17 protein-coding genes and 2 tRNA genes are annotated in these 21,091 nt (G+C 59.1%); 10 read left to right on the top strand and 9 right to left on the bottom strand.

Features of this window, described 5'->3' with window-relative positions:
* Positions 1-9: 9 nt before the first annotated feature.
* Positions 10-1,614, top strand: coding sequence for an ABC transporter transmembrane domain-containing protein (locus AB4Y71_RS12170; protein ID WP_441720685.1), 1,605 nt, complete (start codon positions 10-12; stop codon positions 1,612-1,614).
* On the opposite strand, the gene AB4Y71_RS12165 is transcribed toward AB4Y71_RS12170, so the two are convergent.
* From AB4Y71_RS12165 to AB4Y71_RS12155, 3 genes are read right to left on the bottom strand one after another with little or no spacing between them, the layout of a single operon-like run.
* Positions 1,611-2,222 (bottom strand): TetR/AcrR family transcriptional regulator, encoded by a 612-nt coding sequence (locus AB4Y71_RS12165; RefSeq protein WP_441720683.1) that lies wholly within the window; start codon positions 2,220-2,222, stop codon positions 1,611-1,613. The two genes, AB4Y71_RS12170 and AB4Y71_RS12165, sit on opposite strands and share 4 nt — an antisense overlap.
* Entirely contained in the window at positions 2,219-4,549 is a 2,331-nt protein-coding gene (locus AB4Y71_RS12160) for a YhgE/Pip family protein (RefSeq protein ID WP_441720682.1), read from the bottom strand. Before AB4Y71_RS12160 ends, AB4Y71_RS12165 begins: the two co-directional genes overlap by 4 nt.
* A 3-nt stretch (positions 4,550-4,552) precedes the next feature.
* Positions 4,553-5,335 carry an ABC transporter ATP-binding protein gene (locus AB4Y71_RS12155; protein ID WP_417364278.1) on the bottom strand — a complete coding sequence of 261 codons (783 nt, stop codon included), beginning with the start codon at positions 5,333-5,335 and terminating at the stop codon, positions 4,553-4,555.
* 221 nt (positions 5,336-5,556) lie between these two features.
* Here AB4Y71_RS12155 and AB4Y71_RS12150 point away from each other — a divergent pair, with 221 nt between their 5' ends.
* The 6 genes from AB4Y71_RS12150 (at position 5,557) to AB4Y71_RS12125 (ending at position 13,800) form a co-directional block, all read left to right on the top strand.
* Positions 5,557-7,473 carry an ExeM/NucH family extracellular endonuclease gene (locus AB4Y71_RS12150; RefSeq protein ID WP_441720680.1) on the top strand — a complete coding sequence of 639 codons (1,917 nt, stop codon included), beginning with the start codon at positions 5,557-5,559 and terminating at the stop codon, positions 7,471-7,473.
* Positions 7,474-7,798: 325 nt separating this feature from the next.
* Positions 7,799-9,127 carry an ABC transporter substrate-binding protein gene (locus AB4Y71_RS12145; RefSeq protein WP_441720676.1) on the top strand — a complete coding sequence of 443 codons (1,329 nt, stop codon included), beginning with the start codon at positions 7,799-7,801 and terminating at the stop codon, positions 9,125-9,127.
* A 97-nt stretch (positions 9,128-9,224) separates the two neighbouring features.
* The gene (locus AB4Y71_RS12140; RefSeq protein WP_441720674.1) at positions 9,225-10,388 is read left to right on the top strand and encodes a carbohydrate ABC transporter permease; all 1,164 of its coding nucleotides are present in this window, start codon (positions 9,225-9,227) and stop codon (positions 10,386-10,388) included.
* Entirely contained in the window at positions 10,381-11,268 is an 888-nt protein-coding gene (locus AB4Y71_RS12135; protein ID WP_102598581.1) for a carbohydrate ABC transporter permease, read from the top strand. Before AB4Y71_RS12140 ends, AB4Y71_RS12135 begins: the two co-directional genes overlap by 8 nt.
* Positions 11,268-12,686 carry a GH1 family beta-glucosidase gene (locus AB4Y71_RS12130; RefSeq protein ID WP_441720672.1) on the top strand — a complete coding sequence of 473 codons (1,419 nt, stop codon included), beginning with the start codon at positions 11,268-11,270 and terminating at the stop codon, positions 12,684-12,686. Before AB4Y71_RS12135 ends, AB4Y71_RS12130 begins: the two co-directional genes overlap by 1 nt.
* Positions 12,687-12,780: 94 nt before the next feature.
* Entirely contained in the window at positions 12,781-13,800 is a 1,020-nt protein-coding gene (locus AB4Y71_RS12125; RefSeq protein ID WP_441720670.1) for a LacI family DNA-binding transcriptional regulator, read from the top strand.
* A 79-nt stretch (positions 13,801-13,879) separates the two neighbouring features.
* On the opposite strand, the gene AB4Y71_RS12120 is transcribed toward AB4Y71_RS12125, so the two are convergent.
* The 3 genes from AB4Y71_RS12120 to AB4Y71_RS12110 form a co-directional block, all read right to left on the bottom strand.
* Positions 13,880-13,953: transfer RNA gene (locus tag AB4Y71_RS12120), tRNA-Arg, on the bottom strand.
* A 139-nt stretch (positions 13,954-14,092) separates the two neighbouring features.
* Positions 14,093-14,632 carry a GNAT family N-acetyltransferase gene (locus AB4Y71_RS12115; protein ID WP_441720669.1) on the bottom strand — a complete coding sequence of 180 codons (540 nt, stop codon included), beginning with the start codon at positions 14,630-14,632 and terminating at the stop codon, positions 14,093-14,095.
* A gap of 58 nt (positions 14,633-14,690) precedes the next feature.
* A tRNA-Arg gene (locus tag AB4Y71_RS12110) sits at positions 14,691-14,767 on the bottom strand.
* 317 nt (positions 14,768-15,084) lie between these two features.
* Between AB4Y71_RS12110 and AB4Y71_RS12105 the strand changes: the two genes are divergently transcribed.
* The 3 genes from AB4Y71_RS12105 to AB4Y71_RS12095 all read left to right on the top strand — a co-directional run bounded on the left by AB4Y71_RS12105 (position 15,085) and on the right by AB4Y71_RS12095 (position 18,692).
* Positions 15,085-16,917: a phosphoenolpyruvate carboxykinase (GTP) gene (locus tag AB4Y71_RS12105; protein ID WP_441720668.1), complete on the top strand. Its 1,833-nt coding sequence runs from the start codon at positions 15,085-15,087 to the stop codon at positions 16,915-16,917.
* A gap of 168 nt (positions 16,918-17,085) precedes the next feature.
* Positions 17,086-17,613, top strand: coding sequence for a PadR family transcriptional regulator (locus AB4Y71_RS12100; protein ID WP_441720666.1), 528 nt, complete (start codon positions 17,086-17,088; stop codon positions 17,611-17,613).
* Positions 17,610-18,692 carry an alpha/beta fold hydrolase gene (locus tag AB4Y71_RS12095; RefSeq protein WP_441720665.1) on the top strand — a complete coding sequence of 361 codons (1,083 nt, stop codon included), beginning with the start codon at positions 17,610-17,612 and terminating at the stop codon, positions 18,690-18,692. The genes AB4Y71_RS12100 and AB4Y71_RS12095 overlap by 4 nt, the downstream gene beginning before the upstream one ends.
* 67 nt (positions 18,693-18,759) lie before the next feature.
* On the opposite strand, the gene AB4Y71_RS12090 is transcribed toward AB4Y71_RS12095, so the two are convergent.
* The 3 genes from AB4Y71_RS12090 to AB4Y71_RS12080 form a co-directional block, all read right to left on the bottom strand.
* Positions 18,760-19,935, bottom strand: a complete 1,176-nt coding sequence (locus AB4Y71_RS12090) for a globin domain-containing protein (RefSeq protein ID WP_441720663.1) — start codon at positions 19,933-19,935, stop codon at positions 18,760-18,762.
* A 145-nt stretch (positions 19,936-20,080) separates the two neighbouring features.
* On the bottom strand, positions 20,081-20,539 hold the full coding sequence (locus AB4Y71_RS12085; protein WP_134781042.1) for an RrF2 family transcriptional regulator: 459 nt from the start codon (positions 20,537-20,539) through the stop codon (positions 20,081-20,083).
* A gap of 77 nt (positions 20,540-20,616) precedes the next feature.
* Positions 20,617-21,087, bottom strand: coding sequence for a hypothetical protein (locus AB4Y71_RS12080; protein ID WP_134781041.1), 471 nt, complete (start codon positions 21,085-21,087; stop codon positions 20,617-20,619).
* Positions 21,088-21,091: the final 4 nt, after the last annotated feature.

The raw sequence follows: 21,091 nt of genomic DNA, 5'->3' as shown, positions 1-21,091 counted from the left end.
GTGCTGGATGTGAAGTCAGCAAGCGCGCCGCCGGTGCCCGCCCAGCGCTTGCCGAAGCTGGCAGCGCCGGGGCGGCGGATGCTCTTGGCCGGGTTGCTCGCTCTGGGCGTTGCAGCCGGGTTGCTTTCCATTGCCATAGGTTGGCTGATCGGACAGCTCTCGGCCAGCATCAGCCCGGGAATTCTCGGCGCCACCCTGGGCCTGGTGGGCGGCTTTTTCCTAGCCAAGTACGCCGAACGCGTGCTCGCTGAGAAGCTCGGCCAGCACTATGTGGCGCAGCTTCGCCGCGGACTGATCGCCCACGCGCTGCGCAGCGCCCGCGGCCCATCCATGGGCATCACCATTGCCCGTTCCACCAACGACCTGTCCTCGATCAGGAACTGGATTGTGCAGGGCATGGTCCCGCTGGTGGCGGGCTTGCCATTGCTAGTGGTCAGCGGTGTGGGCCTGTGGCTCCTGCACCCATTGCTGGCCCTGAGCCTGGCGGTGACGCTGGTGCTTGAGGGGATTTTGCTCGCGGCCTTGGCCGGCGGAACTTTTCTCAGCGCGAGAACCTTGCGCCGGCACCGGGGGAACATGGCCGCACGCATTGCAGATACCGTCGCTGCCCGGACGGCCATCACGGCTGGCGGCGGGGTGCAGCGCGAAGTGCAAAGGGTGCAGGACTCTGCGCAGAAGGTCATTGATGCTTCGGTGCATCGTGCCCGCTACGCCGCCGCCTTGCGTGGTGGGGCTCTGGCCATTCCGCTGCTGGGCACCGCCCTGGTGGTGGGATCGGCATCGATGGCACAGCTGCCGGGCGCAGCTGTGGCAACCGCACTGACACTGATGGGCATTTGCGCTGGAACCCTGGGTGAGTGGGGACGCGTGGTCGAGTACCGGCAGAATTACAAGGCCGGCCGGCGAATCATCGCACCGCTGCTGGCAGAGCAAGAACGGTGGCAGGCAGCCGAAGAAACTCCGGCGAGCACCCGCGATGCCAAGGAGCTGATGCTGCAGCCTTCCTCGGTGCGCATCCAAGTTCCTGCAGACTGCGCGGACCAATGGCCTGCGCTGCGGGCTCAGCCGGGGGAGCGGATCGCATTGCAGGCAAGCCCAAGCCAATGCGCCGCATTGCTCAGCTCCATCGCGACCGGTAATTTCATGCAATCCGGGGATGCGCAGGCCGGGGTGTGGATTGCCGAAGGGCGCAGCGAGGATCTGCCCGCTACCGGCCGGCGCAAACTGGTGGGTGCCGCATTGGAATCAATGGTTCCCGAGCGGGGAAGCATCGGGCGTGCGCTGCGCTATCGTCACCCTGGCGCATCGCTGCGCAAAGCCATTGCCCTGGCCGGAACCTGCGGCTTGGAGATCGCGGAACTGCCGGACGGGGAGGAAACACGCTTGCGCCGAGGCGGTGAACCGCTGAGTTCCAGCCAGCAGGCCTCGTTGCTGGTGGCGCGTGCGTTGCTGCGCGAGCCGCCGTTGCTGGTTCTCGATTCGCTGCTGACCCGTTTGCCAGATCAGGCCTATGCCAATGTGGTGAAACTGCTCAATGAGTATCCCGGCGTACTGCTCTTCAGCGGCGGGCTTCCGGGTCTGAAAGAAACCAGCAGCTGGAGGGTGCAACCCTAGGGTTTGGCTGCTGGCCGGGTCGCGATAAGCCCATCCACGGTCAGCAGCACGGCGCGCACGGTGTGGTCGCGGTCGAGTTCGCTGTGCCGCGATGCGCGTAAGCGCGCTGTGAACAGAGCGGCACCGAAAATGCTGGTGGCTACCGAAAGCTTTTCCTCTGGTTCCAAGTCGACCAGGCGTTCAAGAACTTCAATGATCAGTCCAGTCACCCGGGCTGCAAGTGTCATGCCGCCCGGTGCTGTGGCATCCCCGGAGGTCTGCTGGTCCTGCATCCACAGATGGGCAAAAGAGGGGTAGCTGGCTACGAAATCCATGGCGAATTCAAGCATCTGCTTGAGTGCCAGATAGGGATCGGCCCCTGATGCTGCACGGGTTAGCTCTCCGAACAGCTTCTGCGCGCCGTAGCTGAGGATCTGGCTGACCAGCTCGTCTTTGGACCCGAAGTTGTAGTACACCGTGCCTTTGGAAACACCGGCTGCGGCAGCGATCTCATCGACAGAAACGGATTCGGGAGAGCGTGAACCGAGCAGCGTCATGGCTGCTTCGAAGAGTTTTTCCTTCGAATCGGTGGCGCGCACGCGGCGACGCTGGCCCGTTGGGATGGTCATTCTTTGAGCTCCGGTTGCAGGGTTTTCAAGCTCCAGGTCTTGTTCTTGCGTACCGCAAGCATACTCAAGACTAATCCAAGCACGGTATAGACCAGCAACGAACCAGCAACCGAGGGCAGAACCTCCAAATCAGCACCGTACATGAGATGCCGCATTCCGTTCACCACATGGCTCATCGGCAGGATCTGGTGCAGCAGGTGCAAGGAATCCGGCAAGGTTTCCCATGGGAAGGTGCCGCCGGAGGTGACCAGCTGCAAGACCATTAAGACCAGTACCACGAATTTTCCTGCCGTACCCAGCAGGGCGAAGCAGCCCTGGATCAGTGCGCTGAAGCATAGTGCCGAGGCGACCAGCAACGCCCAGACCAGCCAGGGGTGGGCGGCGTGCAGTCCCAAACCGAAACGCACCACCGCGTAGAGAAGGCTGGTTTGGAGCATCGCAATCGCGGCGAATGGCAACCAGCCGCCGAGGGAAATCTTCCAATTGCTTCCGTTGGAGGCCAGGGCCCTCTTGGACATCGGACGCATCACCTGGGTCAGGATCAGCACGCCGATAAAGGTTGCCAGGGTCAGGAAGAAGGGAGCCAGGCCTTCGCCGTAGGCTTGCGCTTCGGCTTGCTTGTGGTTGGATACCGCGACCGGATCTCCCATGACATCGGCCAGCTTCTGGCTGGCATTCTCATCGGGATTCGGGACCTTGCCGGTACCGTCGTGCAAGCCGGTGGCTAATTCATCCGACCCATCTTGCAGGTCATCGGTTCCTGCCGAGAGCTCGCCCACGCCATCGGAAAGCTGCACCAGTGCGCTGCGCAGCGACCCGGTGCCTTCCAGCAGCGTACCGGCACCCTGATCCAGCTGGCTTGCCCCATTGGCTGCCTCGGTGGCACCGCTTAATGCAGATTGCTGGCCTGCAGCCAAGGCCTTGGCCCCGGTGTCCAAATCCTCAGCGCCGCTGGCGAGCTTGGCTGAACCCTGGGCTGCAGAACCGATGCCCTTGGCCAGTTCCGGCATGGCCGCGTCCAGCTTATTGGTGCCTTCAGCCAAGGTGCCCAGGCCAACAGCGAGCTTCTGGTTTCCGTCGGCCACCTGTGCTGATCCATCGGCGAGTGAATGCAGCTGCGTTTGCAGTGTGGACAGCTGGGTATTGGTCTTGCTGACTTTGCTTTCCAGCTCCTGGCCCAAAGTGGATTCCTTGATGCTCTGGCTCAGTGCGGCCTGGATGGAATCTGCTTGTTCCTGGGTGATTGCACCGCTGCTGACCAGTTGGTCCAGCCGCTGCGTGGTATCTGCCTTGACGGAATTCAGCTGTGTTCTGGTATTGGCCTGCAACTGGTCGATTACCTCAATGGCTTGATCGGCGGTGCTGGCCAGCTGCTGGTTGCCCTCGGCGACCTGCTGCGAACCGGTGGCCAGCTGATCGGCGGCTTTTTTGGCGCTGGCGGTTCCCTGGTTCAGCTTGGACACGGAGCCGGGCAGCTCGGTGGTCTTCGTCTTCAGGGTCTGCAATCCGCTGTTCAGCTTCTTGCTGCCGTCAGCCAGCTGGGAGGTACCATCAGCTAATTCAGTGCTGCCATCGCGCAGCTGCTTCTGGCCGTCAACCAGTTCCCCCAGCCCCGAGGAGAGGCCGGAAGTTCCATCCTTCAGGGTTCGGGTACCGGACTGCAAGTCAGTGCTGCCGGCTACAAGCTTGGTGGTGCCATCGGCCAAGGTCACCAGCCCATCGCCGAGGCGCAACGTGCCATCGTAGAGCTGTTCGGCTCCGTCGGCCGCTTCGCCCATGGAATCGTGGATGTCCACGAAGCCGGCGAGCATAGCCGATGCCGTTTCGGTTCCTACTTCCTGGGCGACCGAGGTGCGCACCGTGGTGGCCAGGGTGTTGGCGAAATTTGAAACCATGAAGTTGTTCGCGTCATTGGTCAGCAGCTCGATATTGGCCTGTTCGGCATCCTTGAAATCGCCTGGCGAGACCAGGGCCGCGGAAAAGTCCTCGGGCAGGATCAATGCGAATGCGTAACGGCCGGAAGCTACCGCCTGCTCGGCTTCTTCTTTGGTATCCACCTGATCCCAGCTGAAGGTGCCGTCATCTTCCAATTCTTCGACAACGTCATTTCCGACCTTGGTGCGTTCACCATCCTGTTCGGCTCCGGCATCCAGATTCACTACGGCGGCGGTGACCTTGTCCAGGTTCCCCTGCGGATCCCAGTTGGCGTAGAGGTAGAGCGCGCCATAGAGCAGCGGAACGCAGGTGACGGCGATCAGCGCCAGCTTGGGCAGGGTGCCGCGGCTCATGCGCTTGAGCTCGGAAAGGGCAAGTTGCAAAGTAGTCATGGGCTAGTCCTCTGCTGGGTGCTGAACAGCATCAGCTGGGTATTCGATGGGGAAGAAGTCGTCGCTGCTTGCCGCCGCGGGTTCGCTGGCGGGAACCGGAGCAAAATCCAGGTCGAGTTCTTCTTGGATGAATCCGGTGGACGGGTCAGGCAGGTGGTCCGTTGCTGGCTCCAGAAGCTCGGTCAGCCCGTTAGGCTGCTGCCAATCCTGGGGCAAGGTGCTCACAATTGCCAGGACCGCGAATTCCCGATGCGAGCTGGCGAAATATTCCAAGGTTTCAAGCCAGCTCTGATCTTGCAGATCGTGGCGGTCGGGGGAATCAACGACAAGCAGCTCATGTACAGGATTTTCGGCGGCCAGCATGAGCTGGAGTTCGAAGAGCCGGAGCGGATCGATGGCATCGGTCCAGCCCTTGGCGATGTCGCTGAAGCCATGTCGTGCCATCCATTTCTTGGCGCTGGGTTTGCGCCAGAAGGGGCCCGGGGTCAGAGCCAGGTCTTCGGCAACCAGGTCGCGGACCCGCAAATGGGATTCAGGCTCGCTGATCTGCGGTGAATCCACCAAGGCGCTGTGCTTGCGCAGGTATTCCAACTTGGGCTCGGAGTTCCAGCTCACCATTCCGGAGCTGGGCTTCATCCGTCCGCTCAATACGAGGGCCAGCGCAGTCCGGGAGATTTGCGGCTCGGAAACGAGCAACTGCAATTCACCTCGTTGCAGTTGCATGGAGGTAGGGGCCACGAGCTGTTCGTGGCGTCCCTTGACGGTAATAGAGTCAGCGGTAAGCACGATTAAAGACTAATTGAACTGACCGGTCAGTTCAATTAGTGAAAATATTCTTTTAATCACTACTGGACGTAAAGCGTTTGATGCTTTTGGATGGTTGTTGGGTAGGACACACAAATGCTGTGCTGAGTTCAGCAGGAGTTAATCGAGCTTTGCCAATCTTGGAATCTGTCCTGCGCATGCGGACAAGCAACCGCAGCCTGAATTACAACGTAGGGAATTACATGAACAACAGACCGCCCACTCGCATCGCCGCCGCGGTGCTGGGAACCGCGCTTGCACTTTCAGCGTTCGCTCCTGCGCATGCTGATGCAGCTGAAATCACTTCGATCGAGCAGATCCAGGGAACTGGCGACAGCTCGCCGATGCTGGGCCAGGATGCAACAGTCCGCGGCGTAGTCACCGGCGCCTATGCCGAGGGCGGGCTGCGTGGCTTCTACGTGCAAAGTGCCGGCAGCGGCGTGGACTTCACAAGCCAGGCGAGCTCGGCGATTTTTGTTTACGCGCCAGATGAGGCTTCTGCCGTGCAGGTTGGCGACTATGTGCAGATCACCGGCCAGGTATCAGAGTTCTATGGATTGACCCAGCTCAAGGCCGATAACGTGGCGGTTCTGGATGAACCGGCTCAAAGCGTCAAGCCGCTGGCACTGACCCTGCCCAGCAGCGATGCCGATCGTGAACGTTTTGAATCCATGCTGATTGAACCGCAAGGTGATTTCACGGTGTCGGATAACTACACGCTGAACCAATATGGCGAGTTGAGTCTTGCGATGGGCACCAGCGGCATCCTTCCTGGCGAGCGTCTGCTGCGCCAGCCAACGGACGTCTTCAAGCCGGGCAGTGACCAGGCCAAGGCACTTGCTGAAGAAAATGAGCAGCGCGCGATCGTCGTCGATGATGGTGCAACGCTGAACTTCACCACCAACAAGAACAAGGAAATCGCCCTGCCGTACATTGACGCGCAGCAGCGCGTTACCGTCGGTGCCGAGGCTTCCTTCATCGCACCGGTCATCCTTGATTACCGCTACGACCTGTGGCGCTTGCAGCCCCAGGGTCAAGTGATTGGCGCCGATGATGCTGATATCGCCGTGAATTTCGAGCAGCTGGAAAGCGATGCGCCGCAGGAAGTCGGCGGCAATGTCAGTGTTGGCAGCTTCAACGTGCTGAACTACTTCACCACCACCGGTGAAATGCTTGATGGGTGCAAGTACTACACCGATCGGGAAGGTAATCCGATCAACGTCCGCAGCGGCTGCGATGCCCGCGGCGCAGCGACCAGCGAAAGCTTTGAGCGCCAGCAGTCCAAGATCGTTGCTGCCCTGAGCAAGTTCACCGCCGACGTCGTGGTTCTGGAAGAAATTGAGAACTCTGCGCGCTTCGGCCAGGACCGCGATGCCGCTCTGGCTAACTTGGTCAATGAATTGAATGATGAAGCGGGACAGCAAGTGTGGAGCTACGTTCCAACTCCGTCGGTGGTCCCTGCTGACGAAGATGTCATTCGCACCGCGATCATCTACCGCGCAGAAGCTGTGAAGCCGATCGAAGAATCGGTTATCCTCGAAGATCCGGCCTTCTCCAATGCCCGCGATCCTCTGGCGCAGGCTTTCCAGCGGGTTGGCGGAAATCAGAATACCCGCTTCCTTGTCGTGGCCAACCACTTCAAGTCCAAGGGCTCGAACCCGGATGACGGATCGGGCAATGCCGATACCGGTGACGGACAGGGAGCCTGGAATGAGGATCGAGTGAGCCAGGCCGAAGCCTTGGTTGGTTTTGCTGATGAGCTGAAGGAACTGCGCAATACCGACAAGGTGCTGCTGGCCGGCGACTTCAACTCCTACTCCGCTGAAGATCCGATGCAGGTTCTGCTCGAAGCCGGGTATGTGGACCTCGGGGCTGCCGCGGATTCCCAAAGCTACCTCTATGACGGATTGGTCGGGTCGCTGGACCATATCTTCGCCTCCGAAGAACTGGCTGGCAAGGTGACCGGGCAGGACATTTGGAACATCAATGCTGTCCAGTCGGTGGGCTACGAATACAGCCGTTTCAATAACAACATCACCAATCTGTTCACGGCTGACCAGTACCGCTCCTCGGACCATGATCCGGTCCTCGTAGGGCTGCAGTTGGACAAGAAAAACTAACTGAACCCTCACTGAACTGACCAGGAACCCTCTGCTGATGAGGGTTTCTGGCCAGTTCACTTTAAGTCCGGCGATGGGAGGTACTGGCAGAGGCGTCGGGCTGCAATAATTTCTCAGGAAAAAGGCTTGACAGAAAACTTCCATCGTGGAGAATTGTTGAAGAAGATTTGTGAGAGCGCTCACAAAATGTTTGGCAGAGTCGCTTTCATCGTTTCAGGCATCCAGGAAATCGTAGGAAATTTTCTTTTTGCCGCATTTTGAGAGCGCTCTCAAAACTTGGCAGTGCTCGTCCACTTGCACGATTCATATTCGAAATGGAGTCATCGTGAAACCCTCACGCAAATCCCCGCTGGCAATGGCTACGGTTCTTGCCGGAAGCATCGCACTGATCGCTACCGGTTGCGCATCCAATGCAAGTGAAGATGCCAAGCCGGCATCTGCGGATAATCCGATCACCCTGACCGTGACCACTTTCGGCACCCAGGGCTTGGACCCGCTGTACGAGAAGTACGAGAAGGAAAACCCGGGCATCACCATTGAAGCAAGCAACATCGACACCGGTGGCAACGCACTGACCGACTGGAAGACCAAGCAGGCTGCAGGTGCCGGGTTGCCAGATGTCCAGGCAGTGGAAGAGGGCTGGCTGGGACAGGTCATGTCGGTATCGGATTCCTTCACCGACTTGCGTGAATACGGAGCTGACGACGTCGCTGACCAGTGGGTTGACTGGAAGGTCGGGCAGGCCACTGATCCAGATGGCCGCGTCATCGGCTACGGCACCGACATTGGCCCGATGGGCATTTGCTACAACGCCAAGCTGTTCAAGGACGCCGGCATGCCAAGCGAACGTGACGAGGTTGCCGAGCTGCTAGGCGGCGAGGACGCAACGTGGGAGGACTTCTTCGCAGCTGGCCAGGAGTACGTGAAGAAGAGCGATAAGGCCTTCTACGACCAGTCCGGTTTCGTTTGGAACTCCATGGTCAACCAGCTTGACGAGGGCTACTACAAGGCCGACGGTGCCTTGAACGTCGAAGGCAACGCCGAGCTTCGCAATCGCTGGGATCTGCTCTCCGACGCAGCGTCCAAGGGCCTGTCGGCCAACCAGACCCAGTGGGACTGGGGCAAGGGCCAGGCATTCCTTGATGGCTCCTTCGCCGTCATGCCTTGCCCAGGCTGGATGCTTGGCACCGTGAAGGGACAGGTTGAGGGCGCCGGCGGCGATTCCAGCGCAGGCTGGGACTTCGCCGATGTGTTCCCAGGCGGACCAGCAAACTGGGGCGGTTCCTTCCTGACCGTTCCAAGCACCTCTCAGCACCCAGCCGAGGCGGCCAAGCTGGCCCAGTACCTGACCAGCGCTTCCTCGCAGGCAACCTCCTTCGAAGAAGCAGGCACCTTCCCTTCGAACCTGGAAGCACAGAAGTCTGATGCGGTCACCGGCGAGAACGAGCTGACCAAGTTCTTCAACGATGCACCGGTCGGAGAGATCTTGGGAAGCCGCGCTGAAGGCGTCAAGGCCCAGTACAAGGGCTCACAGGACTCGGTAATCCAGGAGCAGGTCTTCGGCCCGGCGATCAAGGCAATCGATGCCGGCACCGATAGCGAGACCGCCTGGAGCAAGGCCCTCTCCACCCTGCAGGAACTGGAAATCAAGTAATCCCGTAGCCCGCTTCGAAGTCTGCTAAGGGCCGCAGCACGCAACTGGTGTTGCGGCCCTTGGCAGGACAGCTACTGCAGCAGGAAAGATGCCACTGATGAGCACCACGACACATGATGCCCCGGAGCAAGACCGGAATGCTACCGAAACCACACCCCAGCCAGGGCGCTGGAACAAAGGGCAAAACAGACCTACTCCGGAAAAATTGGCCGAAACCCGGGCCGATCGCAAAATGCGCCGCCGGCATCTGCTGGGACGGTTGGATTTCAAGTACTCTCCATACCTCTATATCTCTCCATTCTTCATCCTCTTCGGACTGGTCGGGCTGTTCCCGCTGGTTTACACGTTCGTGGTCTCGATCAATGACTGGGATCTGCTCAGCGGAGCCGGCGAATGGGTTGGCCTGGAGAACTACAAAACCGAGCTGGCCTCCCCGCTGTTCTGGAACTCGCTCTTCAACACCTTCAGCATCTTCCTGCTTTCGGCCATCCCGCAGCTGGTGATCGCGACCTTCATCGCCGCGATGCTGGACCAGAACATCCGAGCCAAGACCTTCTGGCGGATGAGCGTGCTGGTTCCCTACGTGGTCACCCCCGTAGCGGTCACGCTGATTTTCTCCTCGGCCTTCGACGAGCAATACGGTCTGCTCAACAACTTGCTGAGCAGCATGAACCTTGACCCGATCGCCTGGAAGACCGATGTATTCCCATCGCATATGGCGATCGCAACCATGGTCAACTGGCGCTGGACCGGATATAACGCACTGATCTTGCTCGCAGCGATGCAGGCAGTTCCACGTGAACTGCATGAATCGGCAGCGATCGATGGTGCTGGCTCCTTCCGCCGCTTCTTCTCGATCACCTTGCCAAGCATCCGCCCCACCATGATCTTCGTGATCATCACCGCCACCATCGGCGGGCTGCAGATCTTCACCGAACCGAAACTGTTCAACCCCAGCAGCTCGGTTCCAGGCGGTCCGGATCGCCAATACCAAACCACGGTCCTCTACCTGTGGGACCTGGCATTCAACCGCGGCGACTTCGGACGAGCCTCGGCCGTGGCCTGGATGCTGTTCCTGATCATCATTGTCATCGGTGTGATCAACTTCTTGATCTCCGGATCCATCGCATCCTCGGCCGATAGGAAGGGCGCTGGGAAAAACGGTAGAACCCGAGCGGCACGCCGGGCAGCATCCCGGGCCGCCGCCAAAGCAGCAAAGCCAGGCAATGGAACGCAGAGCGGAAGTACAACACATGAGTAACTCAACTTTGGAACGCACCGCGCCTGCCGCCAGCCTGCCCAAGCGCCGCCGCAAGAGTTTTTCGATGGATCGGCGTCCGGGGTTCCTCACCTACGGAATCCTGATCGCCTTCCTCGTGGGCAGCACCTACCCGCTGTGGTATTCGTTTATCATCGGTTCCTCAAGCGGCGCGGTATTCGCCTCAGCGTACCCGCCGCTGCTTCCCGGGGGGCAGTTCTGGACGAATGTGGCTGAAGTTCTGGACTCCATCCATTTCTGGAGTGCATTGGGCAACAGCCTCATCGTTTCCTCCGTGATCACTTTCTCGGTGGTTTCCTTCTCCACCCTGGCTGGCTATGCTTTCGCAAAACTGCGTTTCCGGGGCCGCGAGGGACTGCTGGTCTTCGTGATCGCCACCCTGGCCGTACCAACCCAGCTGGGCATCATCCCGATGTTCATGATGATGAAGCAATTCGGCTGGACCGGTTCGCTGGGCGCCATCATCATCCCCACCCTGGTGACGGCCTTCGGCGTATTCTTCATGCGCCAATACTTGGTGGAGAACATCCCCGACGAGCTGATTGAAGCGGCGCGAGTGGATGGAGCGTCCATGATCGGAACCTTCTGGCACGTCGGTGTTCCCGCCGCCCGCCCCGCGATGGCAATCCTTTCGCTGTTCACCTTCATGACCGCATGGACCGATTACCTGTGGCCAATGCTGGTGGCCCCGCAAAACCCAACCTTGCAGGTGGCCTTGAGCCAACTGCAGTCTGCCCGATACGTTGATTACACCATTGTGATGACAGGTGCCTTGATGGCCACCATCCCACTGCTGTTGCTCTTCGTACTGGCAGGCAAGCAACTTGTATCCGGAATTATGGCAGGAGCTGTAAAGGGCTGATGATGAACCACCTATCCCAAAATTTTGCATGGCCCAAGGAATTCTTGTGGGGCTCGGCTACGGCTGCGGCCCAAATTGAAGGCGCTGGCCATTCCTACGGCAAGGAAGATTCCGTCTGGGACGCATTCGCCCGGAAGGAAGGGGCCATTGCCGGGGGCCAGAACCTGGACGTCGCAGTGGACCACTACCACCGCTACCGCGAAGATGTTCAGCTCATGCGCGAGCTGGGACTGGATTCCTACCGTTTCTCCACCAGCTGGGCCCGTGTGGTTCCCGGTGGGCGCAGCGTCAATCCCGAAGGCCTGGATTTCTACTCGCGACTTGTCGATGAACTGCTGGAAAATGGCATCCTGCCATGGCTGACTCTGTACCACTGGGATCTGCCCCAGGCGCTGGAAGAGCGCGGCGGGTGGACCAATCGCGAAACCTCGTACAAGTTCGTGGAATACGCAGCGGCAGTCTATGAAAAGCTTGGCGACCGGGTGAAGCACTGGACCACCTTCAACGAACCGCTATGCTCCTCGCTGATCGGCTACGCCGCCGGCGAGCACGCCCCGGGACGCCAAGAACCTGAAGCGGCGCTGGCAGCGGTGCACCACCAGCATCTGGCCCATGGACTGGCCACCAGCCGCCTGCGCGAATTGGGTGCCGAGCAAATCGGCATCACCTTGAACCTGACCAATGCGGTCCCGAACGACCCAACTGATCCGGTGGACGTGGAAGCAGCGCGCCGCATCGACGCACTGTGGAACCGCATGTATCTGGACCCGATCCTGCGCGGATCCTACCCCGAAGATTTGCTCGAGGACGTCAAGGGACTGGGACTGGCAGAAGTCATCGAACCCGGTGACCTGGAAATCATTGCCCAGCCCATCGATTTCTTGGGCGTGAACCACTACCACGACGACAACGTCTCGGGCCATCCGCTGCCCGCAGGCCAGCCAGAAGCCGTAGTGCCTACCGATTCGCCGAAGTCTTCACCATTTGTCGGCAGCGAGTACGTGACCTTCCCAGCCCGCGATTTGCCTCGCACGGCGATGGGGTGGGAAGTGAATCCGGAAGGGTTGCGGGTGCTGCTGAACCGGCTGAACCAGGACTACGGCAATATCCCATCGCTGTACATCACGGAGAATGGGGCTTCCTACACCGATACGGTCACGGAAGAAGGAACCGTCGAGGATACCGAGCGTGAAGAGTACATCCTCAATCACCTGGACGCCGTGGCTCGCGCGATGCAAGACGGAGTGGATATCCGCGGCTACTTCGTCTGGTCATTGCTGGATAACTTCGAGTGGGCTTGGGGATACGCCAAACGCTTTGGCATCATCCACGTCGCCTACCAGAGCCAGGTGCGAACTATTAAGAATAGTGGCCGGACCTACGCAGGGTTGATTGCTGCAAATCGTACAATGGCATAACACCTGAACCTTGATGGTCCGCGGCTGCTTCTGGTGCCGCGGGCCATCATCGTGTTCCACTGGCGGATTACTACAAGACACTTGGGCATAGATCATGAGCATGCACGACGCGCGGAATCCAAAACCAACCCTCGAATTGGTGGCAGAACATGCCGGCGTTTCCCGGGCCACGGTATCGCGCGTAGTAAACGGGTCGGACCGGGTGAAGCCAGCAGCTCGCGAGGCAGTCGAATTGGCCATTCGCGAGCTGAACTATGTGCCTAACCGTGCTGCCCGCTCCCTGGCCCAGGGCAGGACCAATTCCATTGCCCTGGTGATTCCGGAAAATACTGCGAAATTCTTCGCCGACCCGTACTTTGCCAAGGTCGTGCAGGGAGCGGCTCAGTACTTGGCCGGTACGGAATTCATGCTCACGCTGCTGCTGTCCACCGAAGCGGATCCGGTGAAAACCACCAGGTACCTGCAAGGCAGCAATGTCGATGGCGCCTTGGTGCTCTCGCACCACGCAGATGACCGTTCCTATGCCGACCTGGGCTCTGTGCTGCCCATGGTGTACGGCGGGCGAACGATGAGCACCGATCAAAAGGATATCTACGTAGTAGATGTCGATAACGTTGCCGCCGCACGGCAGGCGACCGAGGTCATCATCGACCGCGGACGCACCAAGCTGGCAATTATTGCAGGACCGCAGGATATGGGTGCCGGGCTCGACCGCTTGATTGGATTCAAGCAGGCAGTTGAAGAGGCTGGGCTGGAACCTGTCGCCATTGAAATTGGCGACTTCACTCCGTCCAGCGGGCGGCGGATCATGCAGCAATTGCTGGATGCGGACGTTCGCGTGGATGGGCTATTTGCCGCCAGCGCGCAGATGGGCTTTGGCGCCCTCCAAGCGCTCGGGGAGGCTGGGATGAAAGTTCCAGAAGATATTTCGGTAACGTCGGTTGACGATGATTCCTTCGCACGCAATTCCACGCCGCCGTTGACAACCATCGCTCAGAATCCAGAACGCCAGGGTGAAATCATGGCGGAGCTGTTGATCAAGCGCATCAACGGAGAACAGGTTCCTGCATGGAGCATCGTCGATACCCGTTTGGTGCTGCGAGCTTCCCACTGATCCACGTGATGGCCAGCGCGGGTCCTGGCCTGTAGTTAACAAAAAAATTCCCACTCAGTTGAGTGGGAATTTCAATTTGTGCGCCCAAAGGGATTCGAACCCCTGACCTTCTGTTCCGTAGACAGACGCTCTATCCAGCTGAGCTATGGGCGCATATTCATTTGTTTGCCGCCTTGACGACTTGAATAACTTTACACGAGTTTTTCGTGGAGGAAAAACCAAAGTCGCTAAAAGTGCCGTGATTCACAAAATTGCTAGTCGTCTCCGGGTTTCGAAGGGCAACGGTGGCTGATTAATCGTGCAGTATCGCTTGGTAGAGATTGTGGTCTTGCCAGCGGCCGTTGATCTTCAGATAGTTGGGCGCCATGCCGATTTGGGTGAAGCCGTTCTTTTCCAGGACGCGTTGCGAGCCATAATTGTGCGCCAGCGTGCTGGCTTCCATTCGATGCAGCCCTAAATCGTTGCGGGCCAAGGAGAGCAATGCTGCCACAGCCTGGGAAGCCAGGCCTTGTCCGCAGTGCTCCTTATCGATCCAGTATCCGAGGCTGGCGCTTTGAAAAGCTCCGTGTACCACCGAGGTGATATTGAACCGGCCGATGAGCTCATCCTGAGCGAAAAGGCCGAAGGGGTAGGCCAGCCCGCTTTGCCGCGCACTCGCGGACGCTGCGAGATTTGCCGCCTGCCATTGTTCGGTAAAGAACTCTTCGGGGCGTTCCGGTTCCCACTGCTCCAGGTGTGTGCGATTGCGCGTGTAGGAGCCGGTAACCTGTTTTGCGTCGGAGACCTCCAGGAGGCGCAGCCTGAGCTGATTCGGTAAGGCAATCTGCGGCATTGGGGATTCCTTGTGGGGAAACAAAAAATTCCCACTCGACTGAGTGGGAATTTTGAATTGGTGCGCCCAAAGGGATTCGAACCCCTGACCTTCTGTTCCGTAGACAGACGCTCTATCCAGCTGAGCTATGGGCGCATATTCTGTTGTTTGACTCGTTCTCACGAACCTCGAATAACTATACAGCCGGTTTCCGCACCGTACAAATCGACGGGCAAAGCTAGTGCTTAAAGATGAACAGAAGGTTATATGAAGACATTGAAAGGGTACCGGTCTACGTGACCTTCGTCACACATTTTCAATCATTAATCATGATAGACCCCCGGAATTTCGGGAATTTCCCCCGCAGTGCCCTCCGAGTAATGCTTTCATGAGGTTTCGATCACACGGCAACAGCGGTGAGCGCACCATAGCCTTGATTTATTGCAAGTTCAGCCCAATGGAGGGAATGGATAATGAGCACGAGCTCGGATCAGAACGTTATCAGCGCAGCACCTACTTCACACGAGAAGTTGGCATCCTGGGTTGAGGAAGTTGCCGCACTGACGAAGCCGGATCGTGTTTATTGGGTTGATGGGTCAGCTGAAGAAAATGATCGCCTGACTGCCGAGCTGGTTGAAGCTGGCACTCTGGTCAAGCTGACCGACCCGAACTTCCCTAATTCCTACGCTGGTTTCTCGGATCCCAAGGACGTGGCCCGAGTTGAAGAGCGCACCTTCATCTGCTCCGAAAAGGAAGAAGATGCCGGCTTCACCAATAACTGGGAAGACCCGCTAAAGATGAAGTCCATGCTCAGCGGCTTGTTCGATGGCTCGATGCGCGGACGCACCATGTACGTCATCCCATTCGTTATGGGTCCACTGGATGCAGAGCAGCCAGCCTACGGCGTTGAAATCACCGACTCGGCCTACGTGGTCGCCTCGATGCGCATCATGGCCAAGATCGGCGATGAGGTTCTGCGCAAGATGGAAGCGGAGAAGGCTTTCTTCGTTCCTGCACTGCACTCGGTTGGTGCCCCGCTGGAACCAGGCCAGGAAGATGTTGCCTGGCCATGCAACGAAGACAAGTGGATCGTGCACTTCCCTGAAGAGCGCGCCATCATGTCCTACGGTTCGGGCTACGGCGGCAACGCGCTGCTGGGCAAGAAGTGCTACTCGCTGCGTATTGCCTCGGCGATGGCCCGCGATGAGGGCTGGCTGGCAGAGCACATGCTCATCTTGAAGCTGATCAGCCCTGAGAACAAGGCTTACCACATCGCTGCTGCCTTCCCTTCGGCCTGCGGCAAGACCAATCTGGCACTGCTGGATCCAACCATTGAAGGCTGGAAGACCGAGACCCTGGGCGATGACATCAACTGGATGCGCATCGGCAAGGATGGCGAGCTTCGTGGCGTTAACCCGGAGTACGGCTTGTTCGGCGTGGCACCGGGCACCGGTTGGTCCACCAACCCGAACGCGATGCGCGCAATCACCAAGGGCAACAACATCTTCACCAACGTGGCGCTGACCGATGAAGGCGGCGTCTGGTGGGAAGGCATGACCGACGAGGCTCCAGCGCACCTGATCGACTGGTTGGGCAACGACTGGACCCCGGAATCGGGCCGCGTGGCAGCACACCCTAACTCGCGCTTCTGCACTCCGATCGACCAGGTCGACATGCTCTCCGCTGACTACTACTCGCCTAATGGCGTGAAGATCGATGCAATCCTGTTCGGGGGCCGCCGCAAGACCACCATCCCGCTGGTCACCGAGGCACGCAGCTGGACCAACGGCATCTTCATGGGCTCGACCCTGTCCTCGGAAACCACGGCTGCTGCCGCGGGTGCCACCGGCCAGGTCCGCCGCGACCCAATGGCGATGCTGCCATTCATCGGCTACAACGCCGGCGACTACCTGAACCACTGGGACAAGATCTCCGCAAAGCTCAACCCAGAGCAGATGCCAAAGATCTTCTTGGTCAACTGGTTCCGCCGCACTGCTGACGGTGGCTTCGCATGGCCAGGATTCGGCGACAACTCGCGTGTGCTGAAGTGGGCTGTAGAGCGCATTGAAGGCACCGCGGACGCCAAGGAAACCGTCATCGGCAACGTGCCGACCGGTGATTCCCTGGATCTGACCGGCCTGGACGGTTTCACTGCAGCTGACGTTGAAGCAGCAGTAGCGGTCAACAAGGACGAATGGGCAACCGAGGTCGAAGGCATTGAAGAGTGGTACGCCAACTTCGGCGATGCGCTTCCAGCCTCGCTGCGCGCAGAGCTCGACGGCCTGAAGGCTCGACTGGGCGCCTAGTGAATTTGGATCTCTGATAGATCCGCACATGGCAACGCCCCGGCAACTGGAATTCCAGTTGCCGGGGCGTTGTCGTGTCATGGCGAAGAATGGTCACAATCTGGGTACAGTTTCCACACGCCGGATCAAAGTGGGTGCAAAATCAACTATTTATGAAAAGATGACTCTATGGTTTTGGCACGATTGATTCTCGGGCTGCTGTGCTTGTCGCCCATGACTGGTTACGAGCTCAAGAAGCACTTTGACTCCTCTATTAACCACTTCTGGAATGCAGATAAGGCGCAGATCTACCGCACCTTGGCTCAGCTGGTGGACAAGGGCTACGCCACCGTGCGTACTGTTGCGCAGTCAAACTACCCGGACCGCCAAGAACACCACATCACTGAAGAAGGCCGTGCAGCCCTAGCGCAGTGGCTGTCTTCCGGTGCAGTTCAGTCGCCCGAGCGCAATCCCTTCATGGGGCAGGTGTTCTTTGCCGCGGAACTTGAACGCGACGAGATTCAGGACCTCCTTGCAGAGCGCCGCCAAGCCACACAGCTCATCCTTGATGACTATCTATCCCAACGTGAAGGCATTGACATGCGTGCCGCCGCGGACCGGCGCAGCTTCCTCATGGCTGCCACTCTTGACCATGCAATCCGACAACAAGCCGCCGAGCTCGAATGGCTCGACGCGGTATTGGAGTACTTGCCATGACTTCAGCCAAAGACCAGAACAAGACCCCTGCAAACACGGTGGCACGCGATGCAACCGATTACCCCGAAGTGCATCCAGGGCGCCAGCACCAAAGCCAACGTCCCGCTCCGACATTGGTTTTCCTGCACGGAGGCAACGTCGGAAACTGGAGCTGGGACCCCCAGGTTCTGGCCTTTGGCGACTACAACATCCTGACCCTTCATCTGCCGGCTTTCGGCGCCCGGTTTGAAGAGACCTGGGACGGCATGGAATCCGCCGCTGACGATGTCGCAGCCTTGATTGCCGATGAGGTATCTGAAGGTGGGGTGCACCTGGTAGGAATCTCCCTGGGCGGTGTCATTGCATTGCATGTAGCCGCGCGGCATCCCGAACTCATTGAGTCGCTGATGATTACCGGAACACCAGTGACAGGTGTGGGGCAAGCGGCCAGGGCTTTCCAGCGGATGCAGCTGAAGCTGATTGGCAGTGAGTGGTTCTGGCGCTTCCAGGCTGGCGCCTACGGCATGGTGGATGATGAGCGCGAGCTCTTCACCGAGCATGGCGTGAAGCTGAAGCCCGAGAACATGCGCGCCATCATGGATGAAATGGATCCAGGCGGACTGCCGGATAAGCTCAGTTCCTACCAGGGGCCGATGCTGGCCTTGGTCGGCTCCAAGGAGCCAAAGCTGGTGCAGAAATCATTTGAGGCGCTGCGCGCAACGCTTCCGCAGGCCATCACCCGCGTGGTTCCCGGGATGCACCACCAGTGGAACATTGAGAATCCAATCCTGTTCAACTCAGTGTTGCGCAAGTGGGTCTCGGAAACCGGCCTGCATCAGATCCTCGTTGATCCGCAGGCTGTGAAACCGGGGCGTGCTGCCAAGGTGGCATCCGAGGAGCAGGAAGGTGCTGCCGCTGAAGGACAGCAGCCCGATGCTGATGAAGCTGCGCCGCCAGCGCAGCCTTCTAGCCAGAAGAAGCCAGGGAAGATTGCCGGACGGCTGGATCCGCGAAAGCTGGATCCGAAGAAGTTCGAGTTCAAGAAGAAGCCCCAGCCGCCAGCGGGCAAGCCGGACAAATCGGTGGATGGCGATAACTGAAGATAAATAAGTGCTGCAGGTGAATTCCCCATGATTTCACCTGCAGCACTGTTCTACGACCTGGAGATTAGGCGGCGAGCCATACGTCCGGACCGAAGACCTCGTAGTGGATGCGCTCGGCTGGGATGCCGGCTTCCAATGCCTGGGTGCGTGCCGCGTGCATGAATGGCATCGGGCCGCACAGGTACACCTGGGCATCCTCGGTCAGTGCTTCGGTGAGGTTCATGTAGCCGGACTTGGCGTTCAGGCCCTCTGGCAGTTCGCCGCGTTCGAACCAGGTGCTGATGCTCGCTTCCGGCAGCTTGCTGATCGATTCGAGCATCTGCTCGCGCAGTGGCCATGCACCGAATTCCTGATCGGCGTGCAGCACGGTGATCTTGCGGCTTGAACCGTTGGCGGCCAAGGTCTGCAGCGCGGCGGCGCTAGGAGTGCAGCCGATGCCGGCGGTGGCAATCACCAGCGGAGAACCATCGTTTTCGATGACCAGGTCGCCATATGGGTTCGACAACTCAACGACATCGCCGATCTTCAGGTCGTTGTGGATTACTGGGGAGAACTCGCCGTTCACGTCCAGCTTCACGGTGATGGTGCGGAGGTCGGTCTGCTCGATGTTATCGCTCAGGGTGTACTGGCGAACCTGGCGTACGCCGTCGGTCATTGGCATGCGTACCGAGACGAACTGGCCCGGCTTGGCCACGGTGGCCGGGGTGGAATCGGCTGGCTCGAAGCTGAAGGAAACCGAATCGACACCGGTTTCGGTGCGCTTTACGAGCTTCCACGGGGTGTAGATCTCGGCGTTGGCCTGCTGTGCGTACAAGCCCTTCTCGATCTTGATCAGCGCGTGGGCCATGAGCCAGTAGACCTCGGTCCAGGCTTCGGCGATTTCCGGTGTCAGCGCGTCGCCCAGATCTTCAGCGATGGCATCGAACAGATGCTTGTAGACAATCGGGTACTGCTCCTCGACGACGCCCAAGGAGGTGTGCTTGTGGGCTACGCGGGCCAGCATGGTCTCCGGGGTGGTCTCCGGGTACTTGACCAGGTAGGTGGCGAAGACTGCGATGGAGCCGGCCAAGGCCTGCTGCTGGGTGCCGTTCTTCTGGTTCGAACGGGAGAAGATTCCGTCGAGCAGTTCCGGGTGGGCAGTGAACAGGCGGTTGTAGAAGTTCGGGGTAATGCTGGAGATGCGCTCTGCAATGATCGGCAACGTTGCTTCGATGACAGGGAACGACTTGGTGGACAGCATCGGGTCTCCTTGGGAGTAGGCGATAACTTGTATCTGAGATACAAGATTTATGATTCATTTCTACGCCCCGTAGAAAAGGAATGCAAATTTACTTCGCCATATGACCGTCCAGAGTGGTTAACCTCACTTTGCGGCCGGCAGGGTGCTAGGCGATATCGCGCACCGTCGGGAAGGGGAGCGCCGTGAATGGCGCGGCAGGTGAGGTAGGACAGATGTCCTGGATTTTCAGTGCATCCAAGGAAGCATAGAAGGCTTCCCGAGCCTGCCTGAACACTGCGCGCAACCGGCAGTTGCCTGCCAGCGGGCAGTTCGATTGGGCATCATGATCGGAGCAATCCACGATGTCGGTGCGCTTGTCCAACTTGCGCAGCAAACCGCCGAGGGAAGATTCCAAGGCTGCACCGGTGAGCATGGCACCGCCATTGCGTCCACGCGTAACCTGCAAAATTCCCAAGGTGCGCAATTCCAAAACGGCCTTGGCCACGTGGTTGTACGGGACTCCGACAGACTCGGAAATCTCTCGGCTGGTCAGCTGCCCGGTGCCAGGTGTTGCCAGAACCATGATGGTCCGCAAGCACACGTCGGTGAAGGCACTGAGTTTCATAATGCCTATTTTACGTCGAAAACGCATTTCGGGGTCAGCATAGTGACTATGCTGACCCCGAAAATACCAGGTACTGCTTAGAGCGCGTTAGCCCACAGAGCTTCTGCGGACTCCGCGGCTGGATCCTCGAAGACCCATTCTCCGCCTGGCTCGGCTGGCATGGTGTACGGCTGGACAATGGCCAGTGCCGCACCTACGCGGTGCTCGGCGACGATGTGGATGGCATCCTGGTCGTTCTCCTGGAGCAGGACATCCGAAGCGATGGCGATCGCCAGGAAATGGGTTCCCTGCTGGTTGAGCACCTGCATCAGATCCGAAGCCATGGCCTCGGTGTCGATGTCGGCTTCCGGATCCTCGGGATCATCCGTTGGGGGAACAGCGATCAGACGCAGCTCTGGCTCGTCTTCGCCTTCCTTCGGCTCCAGCGCGATGGCGAAAGGCAGGAACACGCCCTGCTCTTCAAGCTGTTCGCGGGCTACGCCCAAGGCGGTGCCCAGGACCTTGTTCAGTGCGTCTTTGACGCCCTCATCCAGTTCTTCGAGATTCATGTCT

The sequence above is a fragment of the Glutamicibacter sp. MCAF14 genome, from assembly GCF_052114325.1.
GTDB classification, from domain to species: domain Bacteria; phylum Actinomycetota; class Actinomycetes; order Actinomycetales; family Micrococcaceae; genus Glutamicibacter; species Glutamicibacter arilaitensis.
The sequence above is the reverse complement of the archived record's forward strand: the minus strand, read 5'-3'. Positions and strand labels throughout refer to the sequence as shown.

Coding starts and splice junctions, on each gene's coding strand:
- AB4Y71_RS12100 (WP_441720666.1), top strand. CDS start 17,086: ATGGTTTTGGCACGATTGATTCTCGGGCTGCTGTGCTTGTCGCCCATG.
- AB4Y71_RS12085 (WP_134781042.1), bottom strand. CDS start 20,539: ATGAAACTCAGTGCCTTCACCGACGTGTGCTTGCGGACCATCATGGTT.
- AB4Y71_RS12080 (WP_134781041.1), bottom strand. CDS start 21,087: ATGAATCTCGAAGAACTGGATGAGGGCGTCAAAGACGCACTGAACAAG.
- AB4Y71_RS12165 (WP_441720683.1), bottom strand. CDS start 2,222: ATGACCATCCCAACGGGCCAGCGTCGCCGCGTGCGCGCCACCGATTCG.
- AB4Y71_RS12115 (WP_441720669.1), bottom strand. CDS start 14,632: ATGCCGCAGATTGCCTTACCGAATCAGCTCAGGCTGCGCCTCCTGGAG.
- AB4Y71_RS12090 (WP_441720663.1), bottom strand. CDS start 19,935: ATGCTGTCCACCAAGTCGTTCCCTGTCATCGAAGCAACGTTGCCGATC.
- AB4Y71_RS12095 (WP_441720665.1), top strand. CDS start 17,610: ATGACTTCAGCCAAAGACCAGAACAAGACCCCTGCAAACACGGTGGCA.
- AB4Y71_RS12105 (WP_441720668.1), top strand. CDS start 15,085: ATGAGCACGAGCTCGGATCAGAACGTTATCAGCGCAGCACCTACTTCA.
- AB4Y71_RS12135 (WP_102598581.1), top strand. CDS start 10,381: ATGAGTAACTCAACTTTGGAACGCACCGCGCCTGCCGCCAGCCTGCCC.
- AB4Y71_RS12125 (WP_441720670.1), top strand. CDS start 12,781: ATGAGCATGCACGACGCGCGGAATCCAAAACCAACCCTCGAATTGGTG.
- AB4Y71_RS12160 (WP_441720682.1), bottom strand. CDS start 4,549: ATGACTACTTTGCAACTTGCCCTTTCCGAGCTCAAGCGCATGAGCCGC.
- AB4Y71_RS12150 (WP_441720680.1), top strand. CDS start 5,557: ATGAACAACAGACCGCCCACTCGCATCGCCGCCGCGGTGCTGGGAACC.
- AB4Y71_RS12140 (WP_441720674.1), top strand. CDS start 9,225: ATGAGCACCACGACACATGATGCCCCGGAGCAAGACCGGAATGCTACC.
- AB4Y71_RS12130 (WP_441720672.1), top strand. CDS start 11,268: ATGATGAACCACCTATCCCAAAATTTTGCATGGCCCAAGGAATTCTTG.